The sequence below is a fragment of the Enterobacter sp. JBIWA008 genome (assembly GCF_019968765.1).
In the GTDB taxonomy this organism is placed as follows: Bacteria; Pseudomonadota; Gammaproteobacteria; order Enterobacterales; family Enterobacteriaceae; genus Enterobacter.
The window spans coordinates 4774289-4794093 of record NZ_CP074149.1 but is presented as its reverse complement, the minus strand read 5'-3'; the positions used below and the strand labels follow the sequence as shown (position 1 = coordinate 4794093).

The window sequence follows — 19805 nt, the reverse complement described above, 5'->3', positions numbered from 1 at the left end:
GATGCCTTTTACCCTTTGTTATTGATTACAGCTGGAGCCAGAACTTGTACCACCAGCACCAAAACCCACGTTGCTATCAGCGGCATGAAGACCACTTTCAAAACCGCCAGCGCCATCACCAGTAGAGCAAAGGTCAGCAACACCTTACACACTTCGCCGAGGGCGAAGGACCAGGCCACGCGGCCTTTGGCGGGTGTATGCGCCTGATGACGCCAGGCAAAAATCATAAACAACACGTTTGGCAGCATAACCGCCAAACCCCCGCACACGGCGGAGATGCCCCAGAAGGGGTCTTTGAGGCTAAACAGCAGTCCACTTGCTATCACAGCCAGAAACTGAACGAACAGAAGCTTACGAGCAACGTTTCTACTCAAGAGCGACACAGACATCACGTTTTTACTCCTGCTCCCTTCGAGGTATGCCGCGTGTCGTATAAAACGTTCTTTAAGGCTCAGAGTCAAGCATCAAAAAGCGGTCAAATTATACGGTGCGCACCCGTGATTTCAAACATTAAGTAGCGAAAAGGTGAATAAATGTTTAAATATTTTTCCCCACCGCTATTTTTTAACTTTCGTAGAAAGCGTCAACCTTCGACCAAAACTGCAAACAGCGCGAAAACCTTGGCGATAAAGCGTGCACGAGATCACAAAACACACATTTGCGATAAGGTTGTATTTATCAAAGACGCAAATCGCGTAAATTTATCTTTATGAAATTAAAAGCAAAACGTCGTAACTATTTTCAAAACAGCCCAGTACACAATAAAAACCTTTTATTGACATTCTTAATAAATAATTAACATCGAGTTCTGGTTACTGCCTTCCACTTTTAGCAGACTTATATTTTCATAGATGACTATCTTTTCGGTAAATAATAGGCGCTACGTTAACTGTAAGAAAAACCTTAGTGAAACCGAGGTTAAAAGCCCCCCGGTAAATCCCTGGTAGTTGTGCTGTTTTTTAACATGACAACAACAGCACGAATTCCACATTTTTTATTATTTTTTTAAAAATTGTTTGGCTTAATTATCACCAGGTGACGTTCACCTTCGAGCTGAGGAATGTTTAATTTCTCGATGGATTCAACAGCAAATCCGTCCGGAAGCTGTTCAATCTCATCGCCAGGCAACTGCCCTTTCAGCGCATAAAAGCGGCCATTCTCAGCAGGCAAATGCTTACACCAGCTCACCATGTCGTTCAGCGAAGCAAACGCGCGGCTGATAACCCCGTCAAACGGTGGCTCAGCCGGAAACGCTTCTACCCTGCTCTGCACGGGTGTGATGTTCTCAAGCTTAAGCTCATGCTGTACCTGACGTAAAAAGCGCACGCGCTTGCCAAGGCTGTCCAGCAGCGTGAAGTGGCTCTCAGGGCGAACAATCGACAGCGGAACGCCCGGTAAACCAGGTCCCGTACCCACGTCGATAAAACGTTCACCTTTCAGCCAGGGGGCAACCACGATGCTATCGAGAATATGGCGTACCAGCATCTCGTTGGGGTCACGTACTGAGGTCAGGTTGTACGCTTTGTTCCATTTGTTCAGCATGTCGACATAGGCCACCAGCTGATTTTTCTGGTGATCGGTGAGCGAAATACCTGCCTGATCCAGCAGACGAGAAAGTTTGTTGAGCACGGTGAATACCTGTTGGAAAACTTAGGTGGCGGGTGGCGCTTCGCTTACCCGCCCTACGGGTTCATCAGGCCCGGTAAGCGCAGCGCCACCGGGCAATGTTCTGGGCATTACGCGCTGCGGCGCAGCATGCCCTGCTTTTTCAGCCAGACCAGCAGAATGGAAATCGCCGCAGGCGTGACGCCGGAGATACGGGATGCCTGGCCGATCGATACCGGTTTGTGATCGTTCAGCTTGGCGATCACTTCGTTGGAAAGGCCCGTCACCTGGCGGTAGTCCAGCATTTCCGGCAGCAGCGTGTTTTCGTTACGCTGCTGTTTTTCGATCTCGTCCTGCTGACGCGCGATGTAACCTTCGTACTTCACCTGAATCTCAACCTGCTCGGCAGCTTCAGCGTCTTTCAGGCCCGGCGCGAACGCGGTCAGTTTGACCAGGTTCTCGTAGGTGACTTCAGGACGGCGCAGCAGATCTTCCCCGCTGGCTTCGCGCGACAGCGGCGCGGTTAAGTGAGCGTTTACTTCGGCAGCGGTTTCCGCCTGCGGATTGACCCAGGTGGTTTTCAGGCGCTGACGTTCCTGTTCAATGCGCTCCAGCTTTTCGTTGAAACGCGCCCAGCGCTCGTCATCGACCAGACCCAGCTCGCGGCCCATTTCGGTCAGACGCAGGTCGGCGTTATCTTCGCGCAGCATCAGGCGATATTCAGCACGAGAAGTAAACATGCGGTACGGTTCTTTGGTACCCAACGTGCAGAGATCGTCAACCAGCACACCAAGATAGGCCTGAGAACGGCCTGGTGCCCAGCCCTCTTTCTCAGCGGAGAAGCGCGCGGCGTTCAGACCGGCAAGCAGACCTTGTGCAGCCGCTTCTTCGTATCCGGTGGTGCCGTTAATCTGCCCCGCGAAGAACAGACCATGGATGAATTTGCTTTCCAGGGTTGGCTTCAGGTCGCGCGGATCGAAGAAATCGTACTCAATAGCGTAGCCAGGGCGAACGATTTTCGCATTCTCCATCCCCTGCATTGAGCGAACAATTTGCATCTGCACATCGAACGGCAGGCTGGTGGATATGCCGTTCGGGTAAATTTCGTTCGAGGTCAGCCCTTCCGGCTCCAGGAAGATCTGGTGCTGGTTACGATCGGCAAAGCGCATCACTTTGTCTTCGATCGACGGACAGTAGCGTGGGCCGATCCCTTCGATCACGCCAGCATACATGGGGCTGCGATCGAGGTTATTGCGGATCACGTCATGGGTTTTCTCGTTGGTATGCGTGATGTAGCACGGTACCTGCTGCGGATGTTGCGCCGCATTACCCATGAACGAGAAGACCGGCATTGGGTTATCACCGTGCTGTTGCGCCAGCACGCTGAAATCAATGGTGCGTGCATCAATACGCGGCGGCGTACCGGTTTTCAGGCGACTGACGCGCAGCGGCAGTTCACGCAGACGGCGAGACAGTGGAATAGACGGCGGATCGCCGGCACGGCCACCGCTGTAGTTATCCAGACCGATATGAATTTTACCGTCCAGGAATGTGCCCACGGTCAGCACCACGGCTTTAGCGCGGAATTTGAGGCCCATCTGGGTCACGGCACCCACGACGCGATCGTTCTCAACGATAAGATCTTCTACAGCCTGCTGGAAGATCATCAGGTTAGGCTGGTTCTCCAGCGCGGTGCGCACAGCCTGACGGTAAAGCACGCGGTCTGCCTGGGCACGGGTCGCACGCACAGCGGGACCTTTACTCGCGTTTAGTATCCTAAACTGGATGCCAGCCCGATCGATCGCCTTCGCCATCAGGCCGCCAAGTGCATCCACTTCTTTTACCAGGTGTCCTTTCCCAATGCCGCCAATCGCCGGATTACAGGACATTTGTCCCAGCGTGTCGATATTGTGTGTCAAAAGCAGGGTCTGCTGACCCATACGCGCTGCGGCCATTGCGGCCTCAGTGCCTGCATGACCCCCGCCAATGATGATGACGTCAAAAGGATCCTGATAAAACATGGTGGTCTGCCTCGCGTAAAGCGGTATGAAAATGGATTGAAGCCCGGGCCGTGGATTCTACTCAACTTTAGTCTTTCGAGAAAGCATTGGGATCCTGGGCTATTAAAAAGAAGATCTTTTTATTTAGAGATCTGTTCTATTGTGATCTCTTATTAGGATCGCGAACTTGTGTGGATAAGTCCGATCTCACAAAGAAGATCATGCAGTTAGAAAGGATCGTTTGCTGTGAATGATCGGTGATCCTGGACAGTATAAGCTGGGATCAGATCGCGACTTTATGCACAGGTCAAAAACGATGCAATAGTTGTTCTTTGGATAACTACGGGTTAATACGAGCTTTTAACCAGAGTTATCCACATCTGTTCGCGCGATCTTTAATCGTTTTTGAGTAAATTTTTCCATTCCGCGAGCCAGATCTCGGCTGGATCCTCCGGAATGTCATGATCGAGGACGTTGATCTTGAGTGTTTCGCCCAACTGTTTTGCTCCGCAGGAGTTAACAGCGGCTTCGACTTTCTCTATTGCCCCGCAAAAGGTGTCATATTCACGACTGCCGATCCCGACTGCGCCAAAACGGACGTTTGACAGGTCGGGCTGCTGTTCCAGCAGTTCGTCATATAAAGGTTGCAGGTTATCCGGCAGATCGCCCGCGCCGTGCGTGGAGGTGATCAGCAGCCAGACCCCGTCAGTCGGGAGATCTTCCAGCAACGGGCCGTGCAGAGTTTCCGTGGAAAAGCCTGCCTCTTCCAGCTTTTCAGCCAGATGTTCCGCTACGTATTCCGCACCACCAAGGGTGCTGCCGCTGATAAGGGTAATGTCCGCCATTGATCGCTCGTCCAGATAAAGAGACGGCCATTGTACGCTGTGAACGAGCTGGGATCTACCTGTGGAAAATGTGGGAATGAATTTGCCCGATCACGGGCGAATGGTACGCATGATCGGGTTTTGCAGGGAGATCAATGTCTCGGTGGACTGAATTTCATCGATTGTTTGGATCTTGTTGATAAGTACCTGCTGGAGGGCGTCGATGGATCGGCACATGACTTTAATAAAGATGCTGTAATGCCCGGTGGTGTAATACGCCTCGGTGACTTCATCCAGCGCGTTCAGCTTCGCCAGGGCGGAAGGGTAGTCTTTGGCACTTTTAAGAATGATGCCGATGAAGCAGCAGACGTCGTAACCCAGATGTTTAGGACTGACGTCAATGCGTGCGCCGGTAATGATCCCCGCCTGCTTCATCTTCTCTACGCGAACGTGAATGGTTCCCGGGCTGACGCCAAACTGTTTTGCCAGTTCGGCGTAGGCGGTACGGGCATTGGCCATTAAGGCCTCCAGAATGCCGCGGTCGAGATTATCGATCTGATAATTTTCCATAGCTTTTTCTTATGAAGATTAATGAATCACTCTATTCTAGCGTTTAATTTTATCGAATCAAAAGTGAAGGTGGCTTTTTGTTGATGGGTTATTGAATGTGATGCCATTTCTGTTGCTTAATCAATATCAACAGGACGCAGGAGTATAAATAATGAAAACCGCTTACATCGCAAAACAACGCCAGATCAGTTTCGTTAAATCCCATTTTTCCCGCCAGCTGGAAGAGAAGCTTGGCCTTATTGAAGTTCAGGCGCCGATTCTGAGCCGCGTGGGTGACGGGACCCAGGATAACCTCTCTGGATGCGAAAAAGCGGTACAGGTTAAAGTGAAAACACTGCCAGACGCCCAGTTCGAAGTGGTTCATTCACTGGCGAAGTGGAAGCGCCAAACCCTGGGGCAACACGACTTCAGCGCGGGCGAAGGGCTCTACACGCACATGAAAGCCCTTCGCCCCGATGAAGATCGCCTCACCCCAATTCACTCTGTCTATGTTGACCAGTGGGACTGGGAGCGCGTTATGGGTGACGGCGAGCGCCACGTCGGTACGCTGAAATCTACCGTTGAGGCGATCTACGCCGGGATCAAAGCGACCGAAGCGGCCGTAAGCAAAGAGTTTGGTCTGGCACCGTTCCTGCCGGATACGATCCACTTTGTGCACAGCCAGGAATTGCTGAGCCGCTTCCCGGGTCTGGATGCCAAAGGCCGCGAGCGTGCGATCGCCAAAGAGCTGGGCGCGGTATTTCTGATTGGGATCGGCGGCAAGCTGTCTGATGGCAAACGCCACGACGTTCGCGCGCCGGATTATGATGACTGGAGCACTGCGGGTGAGAGCGAGTTTGCCGGGCTGAACGGCGATATTCTGGTGTGGAACCCGGTACTGGAAGACGCATTCGAGCTCTCTTCTATGGGGATCCGTGTGGATGCTGACGCGCTGAAGCGCCAGCTGGCGGTCACCGGTGATGAAGATCGTCTCAAACTCGAGTGGCACCAGGCGCTGCTGCGCGGTGAAATGCCTCAGACGATCGGCGGCGGTATTGGCCAGTCCCGTCTGACCATGCTGCTGCTGCAATTACCCCATATCGGTCAGGTTCAGTGTGGCGTCTGGCCGCAGCAGGTACGCGAAAGCGTCGGTTCTCTTCTTTAATTAACGCTGCCAGCGTCTGAGCAGGCGGCTACGTAACCCGGTATCAAAGCGCCAGATATGATCGAAGATGCGCATGATGCCGGGTTTTCCATGGGCTGACATCGCCACCGCATGAAAACGATGCTGATGCACCCGCTGTAGTTCCTTCACTTTATTTACCACGTCATCCGGCAGCCGCTGAGCAATAAAATCGGAAATTACCACCGCGTCAGCGTCGTACCAGTCGCCTCCCTGCATACGCTCCACAATGCTGCGAAAGCAGCTGGCCAGATCCGTGCCGCCGCGAAAGCGCTGGCTCAGGAAGCGGATTGCCTGCTCGATACCCTGCTGGTTCGTCAGCTCATAGCCCACCACCTCGCTGGAGAAGAGCATGATAAAGCAGCGACGGCGATCGGCCAGCGCCACGCGCATCAGTGCCAGACAGAACGCCTTCGCGCACTGCTCGTTAAACCCGCCCATCGAACCGGACGTATCCACGCAAACAATGAATGGCCCGCGCGGCTGTTCATCAAAATCCTGATGGACGACCGGCCGTTGGCTGACTTTCTCGCGCCAGGCTTCGCCGTGCAGTCGGTAGGTGAGAAGCTGTTTTTCAACCAGCCGACGATAAAACTCATACTCCAGCTCGGTCATCCCCAGCGTGCTCAGCTCCGTGGGCAGCAGGCGTAAAATGTCATCGCTCTGCTGGAGCCCGTCGACCTGCTCCGGCACGGTAGCTGGTTCGCGCACCAGGGTGCGGAAGGTTTCCATTGGGGCGTCTTTCTTTGGAACCGACTTCGCCTCCCTTGAGCGTCCCAGCTGTTCTGCAAGCTTCATCAGCTCGGGCTGCTGCGCCAGAAAATCGCCGTACTTGACGATCAGCTGATAATCCCCGCGCCGAAGCTGGCCGGCGCTCATGTCCCAGAGACGCCCTGCGGCGTTTTCATTCTCCACCAGCACCTGTTCAAGCTGGCCGCTCAGCGTCATCCGTTCCTGAACTTCGCTGAGCAGCTGTTCACGCTCTTCGTCCAGCAGCTGCTGGTTCAGCGTTGTGGCCTGAACCACCAGGCTGAGGCGCCAGCGCTGTAAGAAGAGGGTTTGTAGTGCGGGTGTAAAGGTTGCGTTATCCGTGACCAGCGCCCGGGCCTGGCTGGCAAACGGAGAGTGGACGTTATCGAGCAACGTCAGAGTTTGCGGGAGCTGGACGATAAACTGCGACGTAGAGAGCCGCTGGCACCGCTGATAGCAGGCTACTTCTTCCGTTAATTCAGGCGGAACTTCGGTCTCTCTGAACCGCAGACGCAAATTTTCCCGCCAGCGCGGAAGATCGTCCGTCATCGCCTTTTTAAGCTTCGGAAATTTTTCAAAAAACGCCGCCAGCTGCGGCGACGCCAGAAGCGTAATGACCACTTCTTCGATCAACCCCTCCTCGCTGACGGCCAGCATGACGTTAAGCGTATCCAGAGTTAGCATTGACGCGCCTGTTTGATCTGCGCGCTGACGTCCTGCAGGCTGGCTTCGATGCGACCTAACCAGTCGCTATGAATAAAGAGGCATTTTTGCTGCTCGCTAAAGCGGGTGTGCTGCTGGTGCCATTCGGTATCCAGCGCTTCCAGCTGCTGCTTAATCTCTTCGGGGACGCTGTCAGAGGCGGTTCCCGGCAGAGCCAGACGCGATCCCTGGAGGCTGACGTCGCGGATCACCAGATGCTGGCTACTGTCCACTTCCATATTCAGCGGCTGCGCGAAACCAATGCCGTTGAGTTTTCCACGGATCTCTCCGCCCTTATCCAGCCACTGCGCCAGCGCCTCGCGCTCAATCGTAATATGCACCACCTGCATGTCATGCAGTTTAAGTGGCTGCTGGAGCAGCAACGTTAGCGTTGCGCCGGTCAGATCCGCGGGAAGCTCGTAGTGCGGTTTGCGGGCGAACATGCCGCCCAGGCGATTCACTTTCAGCGCGGTTTTATCACTTTGCTGCTGCTGGAGCTGAATGCGTCGCTGGGCTATCGCCCCCAGCTGGTTGAGCATCGCCTGCTGCCCCCAGGCGTGTCCGGTCATCAAAACGTCAAGCTGCTGCTGCATCAGGTTCATGCCTTCTGCATCGTGCCAGAGGCAGTCTTTCAGCAGGATCAAATCGATTGGCGCAACGGCATCACGCCCGCTGAACAGGGCGCTGGCCTGCAGCAGGCGGATCGCTTTTTTCCACCGGCGATCGGATACATAGGGTGCAGAAGGGAGGAGATCGAGCTGCTGACGCAGCAGATAGATCAGCTCGAAGACGGCGTCTGGCAGTTTGATTTTGCCGATATCCTCCTGCCACTGGTGATACTCCTCATCCGTTACCTGCAGCGAAGCGGATACCGGATTTTCACTTTCATCCTGTTGGCTGACCAGCATGGAGCGGAAGTTGGATTTATCCTGCACTTTGTCCAGCCACAGGCGGATCAGCATACGGTCATACAGCGCTTCCAGACTGCTGTCGGCTTCAGGCAGTTCGTTAGAGGCGGCCACCAGCAGGCGCATCGGGATTTTCTCTTCACTGGCGCCGTTACGGAACCGACGTTCGTTTATCGCCGTGAGCAGAGTGTTCAGAATAGCCGGGCCGGCTTTCCAGATCTCATCGAGAAAAACAATCTCAGCTTCCGGAAGATACCCTTCTGTCAGACGCTGATAGCGCCCCTCATCTTTCAATGCCTGAATGGAAAGCGGGCCAAAAACTTCTTCTGGGGTGGAAAATCGGGTCATGAGATATTCGAAAGCGCGGGCGTTCTGAAAAGCAAATTTTAGCCTGCGGGCAATCAGGCTTTTGGCAATGCCCGGCGGTCCCAGCAAAAACACGCTCTCACCGCTCAACGCCGCCAGTAAACAGAGGCGAATGGCGTGGCTACGCTCGAAAAGGCCTTTCTCCAGCGCGCTGCTAAGGCGGGAAATTCTTTCTGCTAATAAATGTGAGTGAGCCATAATAGTTTTGCATCCTTTCGCCGTCGTGGCGGCCAATTGAAGCGAGTATAGACGTTTCAGTCAGGGCTGGTAATAGACTGAAGTGCGGCGCAATTTTCTTTGCGCTACATTAATGCGGTTGCATTTAGGGGTACGATTTTGCAATGAATCGTGCATACTGTGCGCTTTTTGTGGGCCAAGGGACCAGGAACACATTTGTTATTTAAACGAAAAGACTAGTCTATGAGCACTGATAATAAGCAATCATTACCCGCAATAACGCTTGCGGCGATCGGGGTTGTCTACGGTGATATCGGCACCAGCCCGCTTTATACGCTTCGTGAATGTCTGTCCGGCCAGTTTGGCTTTGGTGTTGAACGCGATGCCGTGTTTGGCTTCCTGTCCCTCATTTTCTGGCTGCTGATCCTGGTGGTTTCTGTTAAATATCTCTCCTTCGTTATGCGTGCAGATAACGCAGGGGAAGGTGGGATCCTGACCCTGATGTCCCTTGCCGGGCGCAATACCTCGGCCAGAATGACCTCAGTGCTGGTCATTATCGGCCTGATTGGCGGCAGTTTCTTCTATGGCGAGGTGGTTATCACGCCCGCGATTTCGGTCCTCTCGGCGATAGAGGGGCTGGAGATTATCGCGCCGCAGCTTGATACGTGGGTGGTCCCGCTGGCGATAATCGTGTTGACGCTGCTGTTTGCGATCCAGAAGCACGGCACTGGGCTGGTGGGCAAACTGTTTGCACCGATTATGCTGGCATGGTTCCTGATCCTCGCGGCGCTTGGTTTGCGCAGCATTATCGCGAACCCGGAAGTGCTGCACGCGCTGAACCCATACTGGGCGGTGCATTTCTTCCTGGAATACAAAGTGGTTTCCTTCGTGGCGCTCGGAGCCGTCGTGCTCTCCATCACCGGGGTTGAAGCGCTGTATGCTGACATGGGGCACTTCGGGAAACTGCCTATCCGCGTGGCATGGTTTATTGTGGTGCTCCCGTCACTGGTGCTGAACTACTTCGGTCAGGGTGCGCTGCTGCTTAAAAACCCGGAAGCGATCAAGAACCCGTTCTTCCTGCTGGCACCTGACTGGGCGCTGGTACCGATGCTGATTCTGGCAACGCTGGCGACAGTTATTGCCTCCCAGGCTGTGATTTCAGGCGTGTTTTCTCTGACGCGCCAGGCCGTGCGTCTGGGTTACCTCTCACCGATGCGCATCATCCATACCTCAGAGATGGAGTCGGGCCAGATCTACATCCCGTTCATTAACTGGTTACTCTATTTCGCTGTTGTCATTGTTATCGTCAGCTTCGAGCACTCCAGCAACCTGGCGGCGGCTTACGGCATTGCGGTAACCGGTACGATGGTGCTGACATCGCTTCTCTCCACCACGGTGGCGTACCGAAACTGGCACTGGAATAAATTCCTCGTGGCATTGATTCTGGTGGGCTTCCTGTGTATCGACGTGCCGCTGTTCTCAGCGAACCTCGACAAGATTGTCTCCGGGGGCTGGCTGCCGCTGACGCTGGGTCTGGTGATGTTTATCGTCATGACCACATGGAAAAGCGAGCGTTTCCGCCTGCTGCGCCGCATGCATGAGCACGGTAATTCTCTCGAGGCGATGATAGCTTCTCTGGAGAAATCACCGCCGGTTCGCGTGCCCGGCACCGCGGTGTATATGTCTCGTGCCCTGAACGTGATCCCGTTTGCGCTGATGCATAACCTCAAACACAACAAGGTCCTGCATGAGCGCGTCATTCTGCTGACGCTACGCACCGAAGATGCGCCGTATGTTCACAACGTACGTCGCGTACAAATCGAGCAGCTGTCGCCGACATTCTGGCGCGTGGTGGCTAGCTACGGCTGGCGTGAAACGCCAAACGTGGAAGAGGTGTTCCACCGCTGCGGCCTGGAAGGGCTGAGCTGCCGGATGATGGAGACGTCATTCTTTATGTCCCACGAGTCGCTGATTATCGGCAAGCGCCCATGGTATCTGCGCCTGCGCGGCAAGCTGTACCTTATCCTGCAGCGTAACGCTCTGCGCGCGCCTGACCAGTTTGAGATCCCACCTAACCGCGTGATTGAGCTGGGGACACAGGTCGAGATTTAAGTCTTTGTGTGGTCTGATGCTTTCACCCCGACCCTCTCCCACAGGGAGAGGGCGCAAACATAAAAAACGGTAACCTTGGGGTTACCGTTTTGCATTTACCTCCACTCCATTTCACTTAGCGAAACGTTTCGACGTCGATCACAATTCCGTTACGTCATGATGGTTTTCTGAACACTCTTGCGTCTACACTATTTTTAGCGAAACGTTTCGCTAGTGGAGCAAGAAAATGAAGAAAGGTACGGTTCTCAACTCAGAAATCTCATCGGTTATTTCCCGTCTTGGGCATACCGATACGCTGGTGGTTTGCGATGCAGGCTTACCGGTTCCGCGCAGCACAACCCGTATCGATATGGCGTTAACGCAGGGCGTGCCCTCGTTTATGCAGGTACTGGAAGTCGTGACGGCGGAGATGCAGGTTGAGGCAGCCATTCTCGCGGCGGAAATCAAACAACATAATCCGCAACTCCACGAAACGTTGCTCAACCACATTGAGCAACTGCAACAACACCAGGGAAACACCATAGAAATTCGTTACACGACGCACGAACAGTTCAAACAACAAACCGCAGAAAGTCAGGCGGTGATTCGCAGCGGGGAGTGCTCCCCGTATGCGAATATTATTCTCTGTGCTGGCGTCACCTTCTGAGGCCATCATGGACGCATTACTGCAACTCAAAGGGATCGATAAGTCGTTCCCGGGCGTAAAAGCCCTCTCCGGCGCGGCGCTGAACGTCTACCCCGGGCGCGTGATGGCGCTGGTGGGTGAAAACGGTGCCGGCAAATCCACCATGATGAAAGTGCTGACCGGTATCTATCAACGCGATGCCGGTTCACTCGTCTGGCTGGGTAAAGAGACCACCTTCAATGGTCCGAAATCCTCTCAGGAAGCGGGTATAGGTATTATTCACCAGGAGCTGAACCTCATCCCTCAGCTCACCATTGCGGAAAACATTTTCCTCGGCCGCGAGTTTGTTAACCGGTTCGGCAAAATCGACTGGAAAACCATGTATGCCGAAGCGGACAAGCTGCTGGCGAAGCTGAACCTGCGCTTTAAGAGCGACCGCCTGGTAGGCGATCTGTCCATTGGCGATCAGCAGATGGTGGAAATCGCCAAGGTGCTGAGCTTTGAGTCTAAGGTCATCATTATGGATGAACCGACCGACGCCCTGACCGATACCGAAACCGAATCCCTGTTCCGCGTGATCCGCGAGCTGAAATCGCAGGGGCGCGGGATTGTCTATATCTCTCACCGCATGAAAGAGATCTTCGAAATCTGCGATGACGTCACCGTCTTCCGCGACGGGCAGTTTATTGCCGAGCGCGAAGTCGCCACGCTGACCGAAGATACGCTCATCGAAATGATGGTGGGACGTAAGCTCGAAGATCAGTATCCGCATCTGGATAAAGCGCCGGGTGAGATCCGCCTGAAGGTGGATAACCTCTGCGGTCCGGGTGTGAACGACGTGACCTTTACCCTGCGTCAGGGCGAGATCCTGGGCGTGGCGGGCCTGATGGGTGCCGGACGTACCGAGCTGATGAAAGTGTTGTACGGCGCACTGCCGCGCACCAGCGGTTATGTCACCCTTGATGGTCATGAAGTGGTCACCCGCTCTCCGCAGGATGGTCTGGCGAACGGTATCGTCTATATCTCCGAAGACCGCAAACGCGATGGCCTGGTGCTGGGGATGTCGGTAAAAGAGAACATGTCCCTGACCGCGCTGCGCTATTTCAGCCATAGCGGCGGTAGCCTGAAGCATAAAGATGAGCAGCAGGCGGTCAGCGATTTTATCCGTCTCTTTAACGTCAAAACCCCGTCGATGGAGCAGGCGATTGGCCTGTTGTCCGGCGGTAATCAGCAGAAAGTGGCCATTGCGCGCGGGCTGATGACGCGCCCGAAAGTGCTGATCCTCGACGAGCCAACCCGCGGCGTAGACGTGGGCGCGAAGAAAGAGATCTATCAGCTGATTAACCAGTTTAAGGCCGACGGGCTAAGCATCATTCTGGTCTCTTCCGAGATGCCAGAAGTATTAGGCATGAGCGATCGCATTATCGTCATGCATGAAGGGCATCTCGGCGGTGAATTCACTCGCGAGCAGGCCACCCAGGAAGTTCTGATGGCTGCCGCTGTGGGCAAGCTTAATCGCGTGAATCAGGAGTAAGAAGATGACTACCCAGGCTGTTTCTGGTCGCCGCTATTTCACAAAGGCATGGCTGATGGAACAAAAATCGCTGATTGCCCTGCTGGTGCTGATCGCGATTGTGTCGACCATGAGCCCGAACTTTTTCACCGTTAATAACCTGTTCAACATTCTGCAGCAGACGTCTGTGAACGCCATTATGGCGGTCGGCATGACGCTGGTGATTTTGACCTCAGGTATCGATCTGTCCGTCGGTTCCCTGCTGGCGCTCACCGGCGCGATCGCCGCTTCGATTGTCGGGATTGAAGTCAACGCCCTGGTGGCCGTGGCCGCTGCTCTGGCAGCAGGCGCGGCGATTGGTGCCGTAACCGGCGTAATTGTGGCAAAAGGCCGCGTTCAGGCGTTCATCGCCACGCTGGTGATGATGCTGCTGCTGCGCGGTGTGACCATGGTTTACACCAACGGCAGCCCGGTCAATACCGGCTTCACCGATAACGCGGATCTGTTTGGCTGGTTCGGTATTGGTCGCCCTCTGGGTGTCCCGACCCCGGTCTGGATCATGGCTATCGTCTTCCTGGCGGCGTGGTACATGCTGCACCACACCCGTCTGGGCCGTTATATCTATGCGCTGGGCGGTAACGAAGCGGCAACGCGCCTGTCTGGTATCAGCGTTAATAAAGTCAAAATTATCGTTTACTCCCTGTGCGGCCTTCTGGCGTCACTGGCAGGCATTATCGAGGTGGCGCGCCTCTCTTCCGCGCAGCCGACGGCGGGTACGGGATATGAGCTGGATGCTATTGCGGCAGTGGTTCTGGGCGGTACGAGTCTTGCGGGCGGTAAAGGTCGCATTGTTGGGACATTGATCGGCGCACTGATTCTCGGTTTCCTGAATAATGGTTTGAATTTGTTAGGTGTTTCCTCCTATTACCAGATGATCGTTAAGGCAGTGGTGATTTTGCTGGCGGTACTGGTAGACAACAAAAAACAGTAACTGACGACACTACAGGACATCTTAGATATGAACATGAAAAAACTGGCTACCCTGGTTTCTGCAGTCGCGCTAAGCGCAACCGTAAGTGCTAACGCAATGGCAAAAGACACCATCGCGCTGGTTGTCTCTACCCTGAACAACCCGTTCTTCGTCTCCCTGAAGGACGGTGCGCAGAAAGAAGCGGATAAACTGGGTTACAACCTGGTGGTGCTGGATTCTCAGAACAACCCGGCGAAAGAGCTGGCTAACGTTCAGGACTTAACCGTTCGTGGCACCAAAATTCTGCTGATCAACCCAACCGATTCTGACGCCGTAGGCAACGCCGTTAAAATGGCAAACCAGGCGAAGATCCCGGTAATCACCCTGGACCGTCAGGCCTCTAAAGGCGACGTGGTCAGCCACATTGCTTCTGATAACGTGCTGGGCGGCAAAATCGCGGGTGATTACATCGCGAAGAAAGCAGGTGAAGGCGCGAAAGTTATCGAACTGCAGGGCATCGCCGGGACTTCCGCAGCGCGTGAGCGTGGTGAAGGCTTCCAGCAGGCCGTTGCAGCGCACAAATTTAACGTACTGGCCAGCCAGCCGGCAGACTTCGACCGTACTAAAGGTCTGAACGTTATGCAGAACCTGCTGACCGCGCATCCTGACGTGCAGGCCGTGTTCGCACAGAACGACGAAATGGCGCTCGGCGCGCTGCGTGCCCTGCAGACTGCAGGTAAATCTGATGTGATGGTTGTCGGATTTGACGGCACGCCGGATGGTGAAAAAGCAGTAAACGATGGCAAACTGGCTGCGACCATTGCTCAGCTGCCTGAGCAGATTGGCGCCACTGGCGTTGAAACTGCCGACAAAGTGCTGAAGGGCGAAAAAGTTCAGGCCAAATACCCGGTTGACCTGAAGCTGGTCATCAAGCAGTAAAAGGCGAATCAGGCGGTCGATGGCTGCCTGAGGGACACCAATAAAGAAAAGTGTGGCATACGCCACCGGGTAATACCGGTGGCGCTCTCAGATGGACAACCCAACCATGAAAACCGCAGGCAACCTCGTCGTCCTTGGCAGTATCAATGCCGATCACATTCTTAACCTTGAATCGTTCCCTACACCGGGCGAAACCGTCACGGGTAACCAGTATCAGGTGGCATTTGGCGGTAAAGGTGCCAACCAGGCCGTCGCCGCCGGTCGCAGCGGGGCGAATATTGCGTTTATCGCCTGCACGGGTGATGACGATACCGGTGAGCGCGTACGCAAACAGCTGGCGAGCGACAACATTGATATCGCACCGGTCAGCGTTGTTGCAGGGGAATCTACCGGCGTGGCGCTGATTTTCGTCAACGCGGAAGGTGAGAATGTCATCGGTATTCATGCGGGGGCTAACGCTGCGCTGACGACGGAGCGCGTAGAAGCGCAGCGTGCCATCATCGCCGGAGCGGAAGCCCTGCTCATGCAACTGGAGTCACCGGTTGAAAGCGTGCTGGCCGCCGCGAAAATTGCGCATGAAAATCATACCACTGTCGTACTTAACCCGGCCCCAGCCCGTGTATTATCAGACGAGCTGCTGGCGCTGGTGGACATCATCACCCCGAACGAAACTGAAGCAGAAAAACTGACGGGTATTCGCGTTGAAAATGATGACGATGCCGCGCGTGCAGCAAAAGTGCTGCACGGGAAAGGCATTGGAACGGTGATCATTACCCTCGGCAGCCGCGGGGTATGGGCAAGCGTAAACGGTGAAGGCCGCCGCGTGCCGGGGTTTAAGGTCAAAGCGATTGATACCATCGCAGCGGGAGATACCTTCAATGGTGCACTGGTCACCGCGCTGCTGGAAGGCAAGATAATGGATGACGCTATCCGCTTCGCACACGCTGCCGCCGCGATTGCGGTGACGCGCAAGGGCGCCCAGCCTTCCGTTCCGTGGCGTAAAGAGATTGATGAATTCTTAAGTCAGCAGGGGTAACGCTTGGCTACAATGAAAGATGTCGCCCGCATGGCGGGCGTTTCTACCTCGACGGTCTCTCACGTTATAAACAACGATCGCTTTGTCAGCGAGGCGATTAGGGAGAAAGTCGAAGCTGCAGTAAAAGATCTCAACTATGCGCCGTCGGCGCTGGCGCGCAGCCTTAAGCTCAACCAGACGCGCACCATCGGTATGCTGATCACTGCCAGTACCAACCCTTTTTATTCAGAACTGGTTCGCGGCGTGGAGCGCAGCTGCTTCGAGCGTGGCTACAGCCTGGTGCTGTGCAATACCGAAGGTGACGAGCAGAGAATGAATCGTAACCTGGAAACGTTGATGCAAAAACGCGTCGACGGGCTGCTGCTGCTCTGTACCGAAACACACCAACCATCTAAAGAGATTATCCAGCGCTATCCTTCTATTCCCACTGTGATGATGGACTGGGCGCCGTTCGACGGAACCAGCGATCTCATTCAGGATAACTCCCTGCTGGGCGGTGATATGGCGACCCAGTATCTGATTGATAAAGGCTATACCCGCATCGCCTGTATTACTGGTCCGCTGGATAAAACCCCGGCGCGCCTGCGTCTGGAAGGGTATCTCGCCGCGATGGCACGGGCGGGACTTTCAGTGCCGGAAGGTTACCGTATTACCGGTGATTTTGAGTTTCACGGCGGCTTTGAAGCGATGCAGACTTTGCTGGCGCAGCCGCAGCATCCTCAGGCCGTCTTTATCGGCAACGATGCTATGGCATTTGGCGCCTATCAGGCGTTATACCAGGCTGGTTTGCGCGTTCCGGATGATATGGCGGTAATTGGCTATGATGATATCGAACTAGCCAGCTATATGACGCCGCCGCTGACTACAATTCATCAGCCGAAGGATGAACTGGGCGAGCTGGCCATCGATGTGTTGATCCACCGAATGGCGCAGCCCACGTTGCATCAGCAACGTCTGCAGCTTACTCCTGTTCTGATGGAACGGGGTTCGGTTTAGCCTTTGCTTTGTGGCGTTCTTTGATCAGGTTACGTCCGTCTTTCGGTTTTAACAGCATAAAGACCAGCGCCGATACCACGGTAAGTGCACCCATGGTGATAAAGGTGTAATGGAACTGCTCAACGGTATTTGCGCTGTCAAAACCTTCATAAAACCTCAGCACCGCTGCACTCACGGCAACCCCTAAACTGATCGACAGCTGTTGCGTAACCGCGAGCACGCTGTTGCCGCTACTGGCGTTCTCGTCAGTCAGGTCGGCGAGGGTGATGGTGTTCATCGACGTAAACTGCGTCGACATCGCCATGCCCAGCACAAATAACGGCAGGATCAGCATCCAGACGGGTAACGCGGCGGATTGCAGCGAGAACTGCGCAATCATCAGCCCGATAAAGACCGTTACGCCAACCAGCGTCTTACGATAGCCAAACCAGCGCAGCACCTGCGTCACGGTTGATTTTGCCAGAATTGAGCCCATCGCCGTAGGCGCCATCATGCAGCCAGCAATCAGGGCCGGATAGCCGAAACCGACCTGCAGCATCAATGGCATCAGGAACGGTACGCAACCCGTCCCCAGACGAGACGCAATGTTACCCCCAATCCCGACGGAAAACGTTCGGGTGTTAAAGAGACCCAGGGAGATTAATGGCGTCGGGTGACGACGCGCGTGACGTATATATAGAAGGAATAACAGAATACCGCCGAGAATAACGGAGAGCGCCATCCACGTCGCGACGATCTTCTCGCCAAACAGCTCCATCCCGCTGGAGAATAACACCAGGCTCAGGCCAAACAGGAAAAAGCCGCCCATGTCGAAGCTGCGCCTTGGCGTGGTGAAGTTCGGCATATATTTGCGGGCATACAGCAGCCCCGCAACGCCAATTGGAATATTAATCAGGAAGATCCAGTGCCAGCTTGCCCAGGTGACAAACACGCCACCGAGGACCGGGCCAAGTATCGGGCCAACCAGGCCCGGCATGGTGACGAAGTTGAGCACGGGAAGTAATTCGCTTCGCGGGTAGGCTCGCAGTAAGGCAAGGCGCGCCACCGGCATCATCATCGCGCCGCCAATGCCTTGCAATACGCGAAAGATAACCAGCTCCGTTAAGGATGAGGAGAGCGCACAGGCCAGTGAACCGAGCGTAAAGAGCGTTACGGCCAGCATGAAAACTCTGCGGGTGCCAAAGCGGTCGGCCAGCCAGCCGCTGACCGGAATTAACATTGCGACCGTCAGGGTGTAGCTGATGATGGCGGACTGCATCGCCAGCGGGGAGCGGTTAAGGCTTTGCGCTATAGCGGGAAGCGCTGTGTTGAGGATGGTGGCATCCAGTGCCTGCATAAAAAACGCCATGGCTGCAATCCACGGCAATCCGGCCATGCTGCGCGCTTTTTTCGTTGTCATTTATTTACCTGCTGGTGGGTTGGCGCTGCCAGCAATGCCTGGCACGCACTCAGGGCTCGCAGCCCGTCGCTTTCCTGGATGGCATCCACTATCGCCTGATGCAAATCCAGTTTTACCACTTCGTTTTGTGTAATAGAGGTAAAGTAGGTGTGATACACCGAATGAAATAAAGAGGCAAAAGAGGTGAGGAACGGATTGGCGCTCATCATATAGATGTGTTCATGCCAGGCCATATCGACCTCAACCCAGCGTTCGCGGTTGAAATGTTTTTTCAGGAACACCATTTCTTCCATCAACGCGTTAAGCTGCGCTTTTTGCTCTGCCGTTCCTAGCGTGGCGGCAAGCAAACATGCCTGAGGTTCAAGGCTGCTGCGCATCACCAGAAAGTGATCGACGACCTGATGAAAGTTATCTTCCGTCATCCACCAGGAGAGCAGCTCCTGATCGAGAAAATTCCAGTTACTCTGTGGCATCACGCGTGTGCCAATGCGAGGGCGTGGAAGCACCATACCTTTTGCCGTTAGGGTTTTCACCGCTTCGCGCACGGCGGTACGGCTCACCCCAAACTTCTCACCCAGCTCCATCTCACCCGGCAGGATGCTACCCGGGGCATATTTACCCGCTAAAATACGCTGAGCCAGCTTTTCTGCCAGCACGTACGACAGGTTTTTTTGGGCGGCCAGCTGTTGTGCGCTTAATGGCATCGCTTTTATTCCTTAAAGATTCATGCTGATAATTATGCCACCTCGAATGTGATTGTGGTTGCAGATACATCAAATAGAACAATTTGTAGCTTGATTTCACCTCTGTTGGTGAAAAAAAACACGGATGGAAACTTTTTTTAAATTTCCTCTTGTCACGTCGGAATAACTCCCTATAATGCGCCTCCACTGACACGGAACAACGGCATACACGCCGCCGGGTCAGCAGAGAAAAGCGAAAATAAACGCTTGACTCTGAAGCGGGAAAGCGTAATATGCACACCCCGCGCCGCTGCGAAAAGCGAAGCGGCACTGCTCTTTAACAATTTATCAGACAATCTGTGTGGGCACTCAAAGTGACATGGATTCTTAATGTCTTCGGACAATAAATGAATACCAAGTCTCTGAGTGAACATACGTAATTCATTACGAAGTTTAATTCACGAGCAT

The 19805-nt window shown here is 54.3% G+C and carries 17 protein-coding genes; 8 read left to right on the top strand and 9 right to left on the bottom strand.

The window, feature by feature from the left end:
- Positions 1–8: 8 nt before the first annotated feature.
- The 5 genes from atpI to asnC all read right to left on the bottom strand — a co-directional run bounded on the left by atpI (position 9) and on the right by asnC (position 4999).
- Positions 9–389: a F0F1 ATP synthase subunit I gene (atpI, locus tag KGP24_RS23215; protein WP_223561927.1), complete on the bottom strand. Its 381-nt coding sequence runs from the start codon at positions 387–389 to the stop codon at positions 9–11.
- A gap of 616 nt (positions 390–1005) precedes the next feature.
- Positions 1006–1629: a 16S rRNA (guanine(527)-N(7))-methyltransferase RsmG gene (gene rsmG / locus KGP24_RS23210; protein ID WP_223561926.1), complete on the bottom strand. Its 624-nt coding sequence runs from the start codon at positions 1627–1629 to the stop codon at positions 1006–1008.
- Positions 1630–1736: 107 nt separating this feature from the next.
- Entirely contained in the window at positions 1737–3626 is a 1890-nt protein-coding gene (mnmG, locus tag KGP24_RS23205) for a tRNA uridine-5-carboxymethylaminomethyl(34) synthesis enzyme MnmG (RefSeq protein ID WP_223561925.1), read from the bottom strand.
- Positions 3627–4000: 374 nt separating this feature from the next.
- Positions 4001–4450, bottom strand: a complete 450-nt coding sequence (gene mioC, locus KGP24_RS23200; RefSeq protein WP_223561924.1) for an FMN-binding protein MioC — start codon at positions 4448–4450, stop codon at positions 4001–4003.
- Positions 4451–4540: 90 nt separating this feature from the next.
- Positions 4541–4999, bottom strand: coding sequence for a transcriptional regulator AsnC (gene asnC / locus KGP24_RS23195; protein WP_023333916.1), 459 nt, complete (start codon positions 4997–4999; stop codon positions 4541–4543).
- Positions 5000–5150: 151 nt separating this feature from the next.
- Here asnC and asnA point away from each other — a divergent pair, with 151 nt between their 5' ends.
- On the top strand, positions 5151–6143 hold the full coding sequence (gene asnA / locus KGP24_RS23190) for an aspartate--ammonia ligase (protein ID WP_223561923.1): 993 nt from the start codon (positions 5151–5153) through the stop codon (positions 6141–6143).
- Here asnA and viaA read toward each other — a convergent pair whose 3' ends face one another.
- Positions 6144–7595 (bottom strand): ATPase RavA stimulator ViaA, encoded by a 1452-nt coding sequence (gene viaA, locus KGP24_RS23185; protein WP_223561922.1) that lies wholly within the window; start codon positions 7593–7595, stop codon positions 6144–6146. It abuts the gene before it with no gap.
- The gene (gene ravA / locus KGP24_RS23180; protein ID WP_223561921.1) at positions 7589–9085 is read right to left on the bottom strand and encodes an ATPase RavA; all 1497 of its coding nucleotides are present in this window, start codon (positions 9083–9085) and stop codon (positions 7589–7591) included. Before ravA ends, viaA begins: the two co-directional genes overlap by 7 nt.
- Positions 9086–9307: 222 nt before the next feature.
- Between ravA and kup the strand changes: the two genes are divergently transcribed.
- The 7 genes from kup (at position 9308) to rbsR (ending at position 17255) form a co-directional block, all read left to right on the top strand.
- A complete protein-coding gene (kup, locus tag KGP24_RS23175) occupies positions 9308–11176 on the top strand; it encodes a low affinity potassium transporter Kup (protein WP_223561920.1) in 1869 nt (622 codons plus the stop codon).
- Positions 11177–11402: 226 nt separating this feature from the next.
- The gene (gene rbsD, locus KGP24_RS23170; protein WP_223561919.1) at positions 11403–11822 is read left to right on the top strand and encodes a D-ribose pyranase; all 420 of its coding nucleotides are present in this window, start codon (positions 11403–11405) and stop codon (positions 11820–11822) included.
- Between the two features lie 7 nt (positions 11823–11829).
- Positions 11830–13335 (top strand): ribose ABC transporter ATP-binding protein RbsA, encoded by a 1506-nt coding sequence (gene rbsA / locus KGP24_RS23165; RefSeq protein ID WP_045354605.1) that lies wholly within the window; start codon positions 11830–11832, stop codon positions 13333–13335.
- 4 nt (positions 13336–13339) lie between these two features.
- A complete protein-coding gene (rbsC, locus tag KGP24_RS23160) occupies positions 13340–14305 on the top strand; it encodes a ribose ABC transporter permease (protein WP_006808742.1) in 966 nt (321 codons plus the stop codon).
- 27 nt (positions 14306–14332) lie between these two features.
- The gene (rbsB, locus tag KGP24_RS23155; RefSeq protein ID WP_032644286.1) at positions 14333–15223 is read left to right on the top strand and encodes a ribose ABC transporter substrate-binding protein RbsB; all 891 of its coding nucleotides are present in this window, start codon (positions 14333–14335) and stop codon (positions 15221–15223) included.
- 106 nt (positions 15224–15329) lie between these two features.
- Complete coding sequence (gene rbsK, locus KGP24_RS23150; protein ID WP_223563561.1) at positions 15330–16259, top strand: ribokinase; 930 nt, start codon at positions 15330–15332, stop codon at positions 16257–16259.
- A gap of 3 nt (positions 16260–16262) precedes the next feature.
- A complete protein-coding gene (rbsR, locus tag KGP24_RS23145) occupies positions 16263–17255 on the top strand; it encodes a ribose operon transcriptional repressor RbsR (protein WP_223561918.1) in 993 nt (330 codons plus the stop codon).
- Here the strand turns inward: rbsR and mdtD are convergent.
- Positions 17221–18654 (bottom strand): multidrug transporter subunit MdtD, encoded by a 1434-nt coding sequence (mdtD, locus tag KGP24_RS23140; RefSeq protein WP_223561917.1) that lies wholly within the window; start codon positions 18652–18654, stop codon positions 17221–17223. The genes rbsR and mdtD overlap by 35 nt on opposite strands.
- Positions 18651–19358 carry a FadR/GntR family transcriptional regulator gene (locus KGP24_RS23135; protein ID WP_223561916.1) on the bottom strand — a complete coding sequence of 236 codons (708 nt, stop codon included), beginning with the start codon at positions 19356–19358 and terminating at the stop codon, positions 18651–18653. Before KGP24_RS23135 ends, mdtD begins: the two co-directional genes overlap by 4 nt.
- Positions 19359–19805: the final 447 nt, after the last annotated feature.

What these genes read in the sequence shown, in the direction of transcription:
- ravA (WP_223561921.1), bottom strand. Translation starts at nt 9,085, where the DNA reads ATGGCTCACTCACATTTATTAGCAGAAAGAATTTCCCGCCTTAGCAGC.
- rbsD (WP_223561919.1), top strand. Translation starts at nt 11,403, where the DNA reads ATGAAGAAAGGTACGGTTCTCAACTCAGAAATCTCATCGGTTATTTCC.
- kup (WP_223561920.1), top strand. Translation starts at nt 9,308, where the DNA reads ATGAGCACTGATAATAAGCAATCATTACCCGCAATAACGCTTGCGGCG.
- rbsB (WP_032644286.1), top strand. Translation starts at nt 14,333, where the DNA reads ATGAACATGAAAAAACTGGCTACCCTGGTTTCTGCAGTCGCGCTAAGC.
- rbsC (WP_006808742.1), top strand. Translation starts at nt 13,340, where the DNA reads ATGACTACCCAGGCTGTTTCTGGTCGCCGCTATTTCACAAAGGCATGG.
- asnC (WP_023333916.1), bottom strand. Translation starts at nt 4,999, where the DNA reads ATGGAAAATTATCAGATCGATAATCTCGACCGCGGCATTCTGGAGGCC.
- rbsK (WP_223563561.1), top strand. Translation starts at nt 15,330, where the DNA reads ATGAAAACCGCAGGCAACCTCGTCGTCCTTGGCAGTATCAATGCCGAT.
- atpI (WP_223561927.1), bottom strand. Translation starts at nt 389, where the DNA reads ATGTCTGTGTCGCTCTTGAGTAGAAACGTTGCTCGTAAGCTTCTGTTC.
- KGP24_RS23135 (WP_223561916.1), bottom strand. Translation starts at nt 19,358, where the DNA reads ATGCCATTAAGCGCACAACAGCTGGCCGCCCAAAAAAACCTGTCGTAC.
- asnA (WP_223561923.1), top strand. Translation starts at nt 5,151, where the DNA reads ATGAAAACCGCTTACATCGCAAAACAACGCCAGATCAGTTTCGTTAAA.
- viaA (WP_223561922.1), bottom strand. Translation starts at nt 7,595, where the DNA reads ATGCTAACTCTGGATACGCTTAACGTCATGCTGGCCGTCAGCGAGGAG.
- mnmG (WP_223561925.1), bottom strand. Translation starts at nt 3,626, where the DNA reads ATGTTTTATCAGGATCCTTTTGACGTCATCATCATTGGCGGGGGTCAT.
- rbsA (WP_045354605.1), top strand. Translation starts at nt 11,830, where the DNA reads ATGGACGCATTACTGCAACTCAAAGGGATCGATAAGTCGTTCCCGGGC.
- mdtD (WP_223561917.1), bottom strand. Translation starts at nt 18,654, where the DNA reads ATGACAACGAAAAAAGCGCGCAGCATGGCCGGATTGCCGTGGATTGCA.
- mioC (WP_223561924.1), bottom strand. Translation starts at nt 4,450, where the DNA reads ATGGCGGACATTACCCTTATCAGCGGCAGCACCCTTGGTGGTGCGGAA.